This is a genomic window from Aeromicrobium piscarium (assembly GCF_007421815.1).
Classification (GTDB): domain Bacteria; phylum Actinomycetota; class Actinomycetes; order Propionibacteriales; family Nocardioidaceae; genus Aeromicrobium; species Aeromicrobium piscarium.
This window is the reverse complement of sequence record NZ_VLNT01000004.1, coordinates 273811-282226: the sequence shown is the minus strand read 5'-3', so window position 1 is coordinate 282226 and position 8416 is coordinate 273811. Positions and strand designations below refer to the sequence as shown.

Annotated in this window: 9 protein-coding genes; 4 read left to right on the top strand and 5 right to left on the bottom strand. The window is 68.0% G+C overall.

The features are described from left to right. Positions 1-888: IS256 family transposase (locus FNM00_RS07880; RefSeq protein WP_143912880.1), on the bottom strand; the 888-nt coding region annotated here is incomplete at its 3' end. Between the two features lie 51 nt (positions 889-939). Between FNM00_RS07880 and FNM00_RS19530 the strand changes: the two genes are divergently transcribed. Both FNM00_RS19530 and FNM00_RS07870 read left to right on the top strand, forming a co-directional pair. Further along, a complete protein-coding gene (locus tag FNM00_RS19530; protein ID WP_143912906.1) occupies positions 940-1287 on the top strand; it encodes an HNH endonuclease in 348 nt (115 codons plus the stop codon). Positions 1288-1357: 70 nt separating this feature from the next. After that, positions 1358-2431 carry a YihY/virulence factor BrkB family protein gene (locus tag FNM00_RS07870; protein ID WP_143912879.1) on the top strand — a complete coding sequence of 358 codons (1074 nt, stop codon included), beginning with the start codon at positions 1358-1360 and terminating at the stop codon, positions 2429-2431. Between the two features lie 55 nt (positions 2432-2486). On the opposite strand, the gene FNM00_RS07865 is transcribed toward FNM00_RS07870, so the two are convergent. Then, on the bottom strand, positions 2487-4097 hold the full coding sequence (locus tag FNM00_RS07865; protein WP_143912878.1) for a bifunctional phosphatase PAP2/diacylglycerol kinase family protein: 1611 nt from the start codon (positions 4095-4097) through the stop codon (positions 2487-2489). 92 nt (positions 4098-4189) lie between these two features. Between FNM00_RS07865 and serS the strand changes: the two genes are divergently transcribed. After that, positions 4190-5458 carry a serine--tRNA ligase gene (gene serS, locus FNM00_RS07860; protein ID WP_143912877.1) on the top strand — a complete coding sequence of 423 codons (1269 nt, stop codon included), beginning with the start codon at positions 4190-4192 and terminating at the stop codon, positions 5456-5458. Continuing rightward, positions 5455-6237, top strand: a complete 783-nt coding sequence (locus FNM00_RS07855) for an HAD family hydrolase (RefSeq protein WP_143912876.1) — start codon at positions 5455-5457, stop codon at positions 6235-6237. Before serS ends, FNM00_RS07855 begins: the two co-directional genes overlap by 4 nt. A gap of 50 nt (positions 6238-6287) precedes the next feature. On the opposite strand, the gene FNM00_RS07850 is transcribed toward FNM00_RS07855, so the two are convergent. The 3 genes from FNM00_RS07850 to FNM00_RS07840 are packed head-to-tail and all read right to left on the bottom strand — an operon-like array spanning position 6288 to position 8397. Continuing rightward, positions 6288-6830 carry a sigma factor-like helix-turn-helix DNA-binding protein gene (locus FNM00_RS07850; protein ID WP_143912875.1) on the bottom strand — a complete coding sequence of 181 codons (543 nt, stop codon included), beginning with the start codon at positions 6828-6830 and terminating at the stop codon, positions 6288-6290. Between the two features lie 13 nt (positions 6831-6843). Continuing rightward, positions 6844-7365, bottom strand: a complete 522-nt coding sequence (locus tag FNM00_RS07845; protein ID WP_143912874.1) for a bacterial proteasome activator family protein — start codon at positions 7363-7365, stop codon at positions 6844-6846. A 57-nt stretch (positions 7366-7422) separates the two neighbouring features. After that, entirely contained in the window at positions 7423-8397 is a 975-nt protein-coding gene (locus FNM00_RS07840) for an NAD(P)H-quinone oxidoreductase (protein WP_143912873.1), read from the bottom strand. Positions 8398-8416 lie beyond the last annotated feature (19 nt).

The window sequence follows — 8416 nt, the reverse complement described above, 5'->3', positions numbered from 1 at the left end:
CGCGATGGCTTTGCGGTCCTTGTAGTTCACGAACCGCATCGAGGCGCGGATCAGGTGGACCACGCAGGTCTGGACCGTCGCGGACTTCCATGTCGCCTCGATCGCGTCGGGAAGCCCGGTCAGGCCGTCGCAGCACACGATCAGCACGTCACGGATGCCGCGGTTGGCCAGATCGGCGCAGACACCAGCCCAGAACTTCGCGCCCTCGTGGGTCTGGATCCAGATCCCGAGGACGTGCTTGATGCCGTCCATGTCGACGCCGACAGCGATGTGAGCGGCCTTGTTGATGACGTGACCGCCGTCGCGGACCTTGACCACCAGCGCGTCGAGGTAGATCACCGGGTAGAGCGCTTCGAGCGGCCTCCTCTGCCAGGCCAGGACCTCCTCAAGGACCTCGTCGGTGATCTTGCTGATCGTCTCCCTGGACAACTCGGTGCCCAGTGTGGTCGCCAGATGGTGCTCAATATCGGCGATCGTCATCCCGCCGGCATAGAGGCTGACGATCATGTCGTCGAGGCCCCCGAGGCGACGTGAGCCCTTCGGCACCAGCCTCGGGATGAACGAACCGTCACGATCACGTGGCGTCGACAACTCGATGTCCCCGACACTGGTCGAGACCGTCTTCGACATCGAGCCATTGCGTGAGTTCTCGAACAGCGACGCCTCCGGCGCGCCCCTCTCATAGCCCAGATGCCCTGTCAGCTCAGCCTGCAGGCCACGTTCCAGAGCAGCCTTGACCAGGCCAGGGATGAATCCCTCAGCACCAGTCAGATCGAGCTCACCGGCATCGATCTGGGCGAAGATGTCATCCAGAGCACCCGAAGCAGCCATCTCGGCCGCGACATCGGCACCGCTCTTCGGTTCCTGTGGTTCAGTCACAAGGTCCATCATGTTTCCTTTCAGACGGACCGATCACTCACACAGAACATCTGACACGCCCTGGACGTCGGCAGATCCAGCCGCCTGGCGACACCCAGGCAACGGACTGCGGTCCTCGCCCGACAAGGACACCAATGCGCCTCACCGGGATGCCGGGCACCCGTGGTGCATATCCACCACATCATCTGGTGGTCCCGCGGCGGACCCACCGACCTCGCCAACCTCATCGGCCTCTGTCCCAACTGGAGCCATCGCACAAGGGGCGTAGCCGCGATGGAGCACCGAGCCGTGCACGCCGGAGCACTCGTCATCGACCCCACGACACACGAGTTCACCGACCGCCACCACCGCCTCCTCCCCGGCAGCCACCCCCGCCACCGACGACGACAACTCGCCCACGCCAGCTGACCTGATCTGCTCGGCGTCGACGGACCGACTCCCGTAGGCTCAGCGGAACGCTGTCGACGAGGGGAGTGCCGTGATCGTGGCGTGGCTCGCCGTCGCCCTCGTGGCCGGCGGCATCGTCGCCGCGGTGCTGCGATGGCGGCAGACGGCCGACAGCCCGGCGCTCGCCACTCGCGTCGAAGGACTCACCCGGCGTCACCCGATCTCGCTATGGGGTGTCAACCTCCCCTACCTCGCCGTGCGGACCGTCCGGCGCTGCGGTGACGTGCGGGTCACCGGCCTGGCCGCCGAGATGACCTACTACGTGCTCATCTCTCTCCTGCCGTTGGCCAGCGCGCTCGGTGCCGCGCTCGGATTCGTCGAGAGGATGGTCGGCCGTGCCGAGGCCGATCGTCTGGAGGAGGCGATCGTCGAGACGGTCGGCGGCGTGTTCGACGAGGACGTCGCCACCGATGTCGTCATCCCGATCGTCGAAGGCACCCTCCGTCAGGAACGCGCCGGGTTGGCGATCGGCAGCATCGTCATCGCCGTCTGGCTCGCGAGCCGGATGTTCAGGGCGGCGATCCGCGCACTCGACGATGCCTACCAGGTGCGGGAGCGCCGCACCTTCCTCCAGCAGGTCCTCCTCGGTGTCGGACTGTCCTTCGCCGCGATCGTGACGGTGCTGGTGCTCGTGTCCCTCATCGTCATCGGACCGCTCTTCGGCAGCGGCCGCGAGGTGGCCGAAGCCGCGGAGATCGGCGCCCTGTTCGACGACACCTGGAATGTGCTGCGGTGGCCGGTCGCGGCGGTGGTCTGCATTGCCTTCCTGGTGGCGCTCTACCGGTTCGGTCCCAATACGACGACCACCTGGCGGCAGTGCTGGCCGGGAGCGGTCTTCGGCACCCTCGGTCTGATCGTGGCGGCCTGGGGATTCCAGGTCTATCTGCGGGTGGCCGGACCACGGACCCCGCAATTCGACGACTCCACGGTGGCGGTCGACATCGCGACCCAGGTGCTCGGCTCGGTCCTCGCCGGTGTGCTGTGGGTCTGGCTCAGCAGCATCGTCGTGCTCGCCGGCGGGGTCCTCAACGCCGAGATCACCCGAATCCGCGAGCGGTCGAACACGCCTGACGATGGCGAGTCGCCGGTGAGGGGCGGTGCGTGAGCGCCCATCTCGTCCGAGCAGATGGACGCTAACCCACCGCCCGAGGGGAGGGGCGTCAGGTGGCCGGGGGAAGCGCGACCGGAACGCGGATGAGCACGACTCCCTGATGCACCTCGGCGGTGATCTCGCTGCCCTCACCGACACCGTCGCCGTCGAGTTGCATCGGCACCGGCTTCTCGGCCTTCACGTGCACGCGCTCGCCGCTGAGCCGGGTCAGGCGTTTGTCATTGGTCAGCCGCCGAGTCATCACCCGCGCGACGATGGCCACCCAGCCGATGAACCGCTTGGGCGCCACCACGACGACATCCAGCCGGCCGTCGTCGATCTCCGCGTCCGGGAGCAACGGGATCCCGCCCTGCAGCTGTCCCACATTGCCGACTACGACGGTACGCGCCTTGAAGGTCACCGGCTCCTCGTCGTCGATGGTGATGGTGACCTTGGTGCGCGGGAAGGTGATGGCCCGCGTACCGGAGACGAAGTAGGCGAGGAATCCGACCTTCTTCTTCAGCTGGTCGTTGACCCCCGACATGATCATCGCGTCCATGCCGAGACCGGCCATCACGAGGAAGGCGGTGTCGTCCTCGTCGTCGCGGCGGAAGGTCGCCAGGTCGATCGCCCGGTCCTGTCCGGCATAGACGACATCGAGCGCGTCCCGCGTGTTGACCGGGATGTCGAGATTGCGGGCCAGGAGATTCCCGGTGCCGTGGGGCAGGATGCCGACCGCGACACCGGTGCGAGCCGCCTCCTCGCACACCGCGCGCACCGTGCCGTCGCCACCGGCGGCCACCACGAGGTCGACGCCCCCGGCGATCGCCGCGCGCGTCTGCCCGTGACCGGGATCCTCGACGGTCGTCTCGAACCAGCGTGGCTCGTTCCATCCGTAGGAGGCGGCGACCTGGCTCACCTTCGCCCGGAAGTCGGCCACATCGGCGATCTTCGACGGATTGAGGATCACGGCGGACTGGAAGCGGCCGCTGCCGGTGGCGGTGGCCGTCTCGGACGGTGCGCGGCCATTGCCGCTGACCAGCAGGATCCACAGCAGCATCGTGGCCAGCGATCCGAAGGCCACCCCGGCGACCACATCGCTGAAGAAGTGCACCCCGAGGAGGACGCGGCTGGCGGCGACCGCGAGGGTGAGCAGGGTCCACAGTGTCAGCAGGACCCGGCGCTTCCATCCACGCCCGGTCGCGACGACCGTCAACAGTCCCAGAACGGTGAAGAAGACGCCCGCACCGGCACTGTGACCGCTGGGGAAGGAGTAGCCACCGATCTCATGGAGCGGGTGATCCCAGAAGGGGCGATCGCGGGTGAAGATGAGCTTGATCAGCGCATTGCCGCCGATGACGACGATGCCGCTGGCGATCACCCAGCCTGCGATCCCGCGTTCCTTGCGCCACAGCATCCAACCCGCCAGGACGGTGAGTCCGATACCGGTGCCCCAGTTGCTGGCGACGACAGCGATGATCTCGAGGAGATCGATGAGCCACTCTCGTTGCCGGCTGACATCGTAGGCGGCGTCGGCGATGCTCCGATCGAGGTCGAGCTGGGCGGACCACCCCCACGACAGTCCGATCGCCGGAACGGCGAACAGCAGCGTCAGGACGGCTACCAACGCCGGTATCTGCCACTGCCGGTCGGGGTCAGCGCGTCGGACGTCGATCGCCACGGGGCTCCTCTCGGGTGATGCGGTGCTCGAACAGCGTAATCGACCGGCACCGGACAGTCCCGTCGGCGCGGGCCGGTCGATAGGCTGGCAGCGTGATCGACCCGCGCGTTCTCCGTGACCAGCCCGATGCCCTGCGTGATGCTCTGCGCCGCCGAGGCGAGTCCGTGGACCTCGTCGACGAGCTCATCGCCGCCGACGAACACCGCCGATCGTCCATCGCGGCCTTCGAGCACCTGCGCAGCGAGCAGAAGACGCTCGGTAAGCAGGTCGCCAAGGCCCAGGGCGAGGAGAAGCAGGCCCTGCTGACGCGCACCAAGGAGCTCAGCGCCCAGGTCAAGCAGACCGATGCGGACCGGGACGAGGCCGGCCGCCACTTCCACGCCCTGATGCAGCGCGTTCCGAACTTCACCGCGCCGGAGTCCCCCGAGGGCGGTGAGGACGATTTCGTCGTGCTGGAGACCCACGGCACGCCGCGTGACTTCGCCGCTGAGGGTTTCGAGCCGCGGGACCACCTCGAGCTCGGCGAGCTGCTCGGCGCCATCGACATGGAGCGCGGAGCCAAGGTCAGCGGCTCGCGCTTCTACTTCCTGACCGGGGTCGGCGCACAGCTGGAGCTCGCTCTCACTCAGCTCGCGATGAGCAAGGCGGCCGAGTGGGGCTTCACCCCGGTCATCCCGCCCGCGCTCGTCAAGCCCGAGGCGATGGCCGGCACGGGATTCCTCGGCCAGGCCGCCGACGATGTCTATCGCATCGAGAAGGACGATCTGTACCTCGTCGGCACGTCCGAGGTGCCGATGGCGGCCTACCACAGCGACGAGATCCTCGACCCCGCCGCGATGCCGCTGCGCTATGCCGCCTTCAGCCCGTGCTTCCGTCGCGAGGCCGGGTCGTACGGTAAGGACACCCGCGGCATCTTCCGGGTCCACTGGTTCGACAAGGTCGAGATGTTCGTCTACACCTCCGAGGAGGAGTCCTACGCCGAGCACGAGCGCATCCTCGGCTGGGAGAAGGCGTGGCTCGACGCGCTCGAGCTGCCCTATCGGGTGATCGATGTGGCCACCGGCGATCTCGGCATGTCCGCCTACCGCAAGTTCGACTGCGAGGCGTGGATCCCCACGCAGGGCACCTACCGTGAGGTCTCCTCGGCCTCCAACTGCACCCAGTTCCAGTCCCGGCGGCTCGACATCCGGCTCCGCGGTGAGGACGGCACCGTCCCCGCGGCGACCCTCAACGGCACGCTCTGCGCCATGACGCGCACGATCGTGGCGCTGCTGGAGAACGGCCAGCAGGCGGACGGCTCGGTGCGTCTGCCCGCGGCCCTGCACCCCTTCCTCGGCGAGGTCCTGGAGCCTCGCCGATGAGCTGGTTCCCGAAGCTCGTGGCGCTGGACGTCGACGGCACGATCGTCGACGGTGAGAACCTGATGACGACCGCGGTCGGCACGGCGATCCACGCGATGCGCGAGCGCGGCTCCGAGATCGTCATTGCCACCGGACGGTCCGCCCCCGGTGTGTATGACGTGCTGCACAAGCTCGCGATCGACGACGGCATCGCGGTCTCCAGCAATGGCTCGGTGGTCTTCGATGTCGACCCCTTCCGGGTGCGTCACCTGGTGACCTTCGATGCGCGTGAAGCGGTCGCCCGGGTGCTCAAGACGATGCCCGATGCGATCGTCGCGGTCGAGGACGTCGGTGTGGGATATCGCGTCTCCCAGCCCTTCCCCGCCGGCGAGATCAACGGCACCATCGTCGTCGAGGAGGTCGATGACCTCGTGCGCGAGCCGGTCAGCCGCGTCATCATCCGTTCGCCCGAGCACGACTCGGAGGAGTTCCACGCCCTCGTCGCCGACCTCGGCCTCGACGACACCAACTACTTCATCGGCTACAGCTCCTGGCTGGACCTGGCGCCGGTCGGCGTCTCGAAGGCCTCCGGGCTCGACTACGTGTGCCAGGCGCGGGGCATCTCGCCCGCGGACGTGCTCGCGGTCGGCGACGGCCGCAACGACATCGAGATGCTGCAGTGGGCAGGACGGGGCGTGGCGATGGGTCAGGCGCCCGAGGAGGTCACGCGCGTGGCCGACGCCGTCACCGGCGGCATCGACGAGGACGGTCTCGCCGAGGAGCTCTCCCGCTACCTCTGAGGTCCCCGGGCACATCCTTCGTGGGGGTCAACAGCAGCCATGCTGCACTACTAGGCGGTCTTCTCCAGATCGTCGAAGACGTCGAGCACCTGGGCGATCGTGGGCGGCGGGACCGGACTCGGGGGTGTCGGTGACTCGGTCTCCCGGGCGCGCCGCAGGTGGCGCTTGACCGTGGACAGCGAGCATCCGAGGCGCTCCGCGAGCTGCCGGCTCGTGTCATCAGGATGTGCTCGGCGGGTCGCCATCACCAGATCGTGGTCGACCGGACCGCCGCCCGAGCGAGGGGCGTCCTGGGTGGGATCGTGGAGAGGACCGTCGATCCCGAGCACACGGCGCATCCGCTGACGTTCCCGCTCGCTCGTGCACGCCACGAAACCGGAGACGTCGACCTCGACGACCGCCTGGTACAGGCATTCGGGCAGTACCTCACAGCCGGCGCAGCGACGGTGCGCCGCGTCCCGCTTGGCCTGGAAGTCCCGCCACTGTTCGGCCGAGGACTCGTGCCGGGCGGGAGGGCAGAGCAGTTGCTCGTCCTGGTAGACCTCCGGTCGCATCGCGCACGGAGGAAGCGAGCGTGAGGACGTGATCAGCACGGTGGCATCGCTCCTAGAGGTACATTCCGCCGGTGCCCGGGTCACCGCGCCCGCCGGCAGGATCGGCCGCGGAGGAATCGGGGGCCTGCGCGCCGGGTGGTAGCGCGAGGCGCATGTTCGCGAACTGCGTCTGGGCCTGCACCTGTTGGGCGTAGAGGGCGGCCTGGATGCCGTGGAAGAGTCCCTCCAGCCAGCCGACGAGCTGCGCCTGAGCGATCCGCAGCTCGGCCTCGGTGGGCGAGACCGCGTCGAAGGGGAGGCTGAGACGCTCGAGTTCGGCGACCAACTCGGGGGCGAGTCCGTCCTTGAGCTCGGTGATCGACTGCTCGTAGATCTCGCGTAGCCGGGAGCGGCTGGCATCGTCCAGCGGCGCGGACTTCACCTCATCGAGGAGCTGACGGATCATGCCGCCGATGCGCATGACCTTGGCGGGCTGCTCGACGAGGTCCGAGAGCGGAGTGCCGGTTTCGGCGGTATCGCCCGAGGGCGCGGCGACCGGGTGCCCTGAAGGATCGATCACGTGATCGTCGCTCATACCACCAGTCTAGATGACACGACGGCATGAACGTATCTGGTAGGCGAAGCAGCGACGTCAGACGAGGGTGAGCAGGATCTTGCCCGAGTGGCTGGACTCCTCCATGATCCGGTGCGCCTCCGCGACCTGGCTGAGATCCATCGTGGCGTGCACGATCGGCTTGACCGTGCCGTCCTCGAGGAGCGGCCAGGCCTGCTCGGTCATCTGCTGCACGATCGTGGTCTTCTCCTCGACCGGACGCGCTCTGAGCGAGGTGGCGGTGACGGCGGCCCTTTTGGCGAGGAGAGCGCCGAGATTGAGCTCGCCCTTGACGCCGCCCTGCAAGCCGATGACCACGAGGCGGCCCGCGGTGTTGAGGGCCGCGACATTCTGGCCGAGGTACTTGGCGCCGATGATGTCGAGGATGACATCGGCCTTCAGATCCGCGGCCCGCATCGCATCGACGAAGTCCTCGTCGCGGTAGTTGATGACGTGATCGGCCCCGAGATCGCGGCACAGCTGAGCCTTCTCGGCCGTGCCGACGGTGGTGACGACGGTGGCGCCGAAGGCCTTGGCGAGCTGGATGGCCGTGGTGCCGATCCCGCTCGACCCGCCGTGCACCAGGAAGGTCTCGCCCGGATGCAGGCGGCCGATCACGAACACATTCGACCAGACGGTCGAGTAGGTCTCCATCAGGCCCGCGGCGGTCACCAGATCGATCCCCGCCGGGATCGGGGCGACCTGGCCGAGCGGGACGCTGACGTACTCGGCGTACCCACCGCCGGTCAGGAGCGCGGCGACCTGCCGTCCCACCTGACCGTCGTCGACGCCCTCGCCGACGGCGGTGATCTCTCCCGAGCATTCGAGCCCCAGGATCCGGGTCGAGCCCGGCGGCGGATCGTAGAGCCCCCGTCGTTGCATGACATCCGCACGATTCACGCCGGCGGCGGAGACGCGGATCAACACCTCGCCCGGTCCGGGCTCAGGGATCGGAGCATCGACCACTTCGAGGGCATCGGGTCCACCGGGCTCGTTCACGACGACAGCACGCATGGGACCACCGTAGCGATGC

Bases quoted from the DNA above. Each gene is read 5' to 3' on its own strand.
- FNM00_RS07855 (WP_143912876.1), top strand. From the start codon at position 5,455: ATGAGCTGGTTCCCGAAGCTCGTGGCGCTGGACGTCGACGGCACGATC.
- FNM00_RS07845 (WP_143912874.1), bottom strand. From the start codon at position 7,365: ATGAGCGACGATCACGTGATCGATCCTTCAGGGCACCCGGTCGCCGCG.
- FNM00_RS07840 (WP_143912873.1), bottom strand. From the start codon at position 8,397: ATGCGTGCTGTCGTCGTGAACGAGCCCGGTGGACCCGATGCCCTCGAA.